Genomic DNA, 1,656 nt, shown 5'->3' on the forward strand with positions numbered 1-1,656 from the left:
AACGTCATCAACTTAAGCCCCGCAGAGTCCAAAATCCAGTTCCAGCCGAAGCCATGGGCGGGGTTTGGTGGCATCATCGTAACGATATCGCGACAATGAGCGCCAGCTGAAGCGATTTTTTGGGGGATGGACCGGATTTCAGGCGGGTCGTGACCTGTACAGGTGGGGAGGCGCGTTTTCAGGGCGAGCGGAAGCCGACCGCTCCGGAAGCAGCCTGTTGGTTGGGTGAGTGGTGGGGTCCGGGTTGTTAACGCAACTTAGCGGGTGGGCTTATACCCCTCGCAGCCTTTGGTGGCGCACCGCCGGCGTTTTCGCGAGCTGGAGCGGCCGGGGCGGATGGCGCCCAGGGCGCTGGCCATCAGTTCCAGCAGGCCTGAGAGCAGCGCGCGGGTGGGGTTGAGCAGTAGCCGGACGAGGCTGTTCTTGAGGCAGGACAGCCCCTGGGTGAAGTTGGGCTGCCAACGGTGTTTGCGCTGGGCGTGACGCCGGTCGATCTCGGGTTGCTGCAGGGTTTGCATCAGCAGTGCCAGGTTCTTGAGCAGGATGCGGGCGTGCAGGTCCTGCTGGACGGCCTGGGGGGAACGGCCACTGAAGTTCTCCAGGTTCAGGGTTTGCTTGAGGCGCCGGTAGTCGGTTTCGATGCCCCAGCGGCGGTGATACAGGTCGGCAAAGTCTGCCGCAGGAAACGCCTGCGCATCCAGCAGGGAGGTGGCGAGCACTTCCGTGGTGCCCCCCGGCAGGTCCACCCGCACCAGGCGCAGGGTCACCGGGCCGTCTAGATCCGTCCCGGACTGCTGGCACACCTGGCGCGAGAGCCAGTTGGTGCAGGTGAAGGTGTGTTGGGTTTCCCGGTCGCCGGACTGGACAAAGTCCCGCACGGCGCGATTGAAGTTCAGGCGCAGGCGCATCACGAACGGAATTCGGCGTTGCGCCAGATCGGCGAACAGCCAGTGGGCGGGATAGCCGCGATCAAACAGGATCAGGCTGCCTGAGGGGGCGTGATCGAGATGGCTTTGGGCACAGCCGCGCTCACAGATCGTCGGGGAGACGAGCAGGCTGTGCAGGGTCTGGCCGTCGCCCAGGTCGATCAACTGGGACAAGCGGGCCACCGGCAGGCCCTGGTGGGTGCCGAAATGGCTGGCCTGTCTGTCTTCCAGGGGGAGATGGACACTGGAGCCGTCGATGCCCAGCAGGCGCAGGCCGCGCCAGCGGTATCGCAGACCCTGCGCATCCAGTTGTGCCTGAACCACCTGGTTCAGGGCCTCGAACACGGTCGGATCCAGCTTTTGGCGGGCCTTGCAGAAGGCCGAGGCGGTCACCTGACAGGATTCCAGGGCCGCGCCGGTGACCTGCTGGAAAAAGCCGTTCAATTCGGTTTGCAAGGCAGACTGGGGCTGATTGAGCAGGAACAGGGCCAGGTGTTTGAAGTTCAGGTGGCAGCGGCGGGTGAAATCCTGGGGACGTTGGCGGTGTTCGGCGATAAAGGCGGGGTCATCCAGTAGACTGGTTATTTTATGTACAATTTTCAGTCAGGATCTCGCTGGGCGTGTCAACCGTTAGTTTTGGCGGAAGTTTCATGAGGCGTATTCCTCGTGTGTTTGTGAACCGTAATTATATGATATCTCTGGACAAACGTCACTAATTCAATGACGTTGG

1 protein-coding gene is annotated in these 1,656 nt (G+C 62.1%); it reads right to left on the reverse strand.

The window, feature by feature from the left end; genetic code table 11:
• Nucleotides 1-257: 257 nt before the first annotated feature.
• Nucleotides 258-1,529 carry an IS4 family transposase gene (locus tag KYE_RS15390; RefSeq protein ID WP_039882083.1) on the reverse strand — a complete coding sequence of 424 codons (1,272 nt, stop codon included), beginning with the start codon at nucleotides 1,527-1,529 and terminating at the stop codon, nucleotides 258-260.
• Between the last annotated feature and the right edge of the window lie 127 nt (nucleotides 1,530-1,656).

Source organism: Marinobacter manganoxydans MnI7-9, from assembly GCF_000235625.1.
Taxonomy (GTDB): Bacteria; Pseudomonadota; Gammaproteobacteria; order Pseudomonadales; family Oleiphilaceae; genus Marinobacter; species Marinobacter manganoxydans.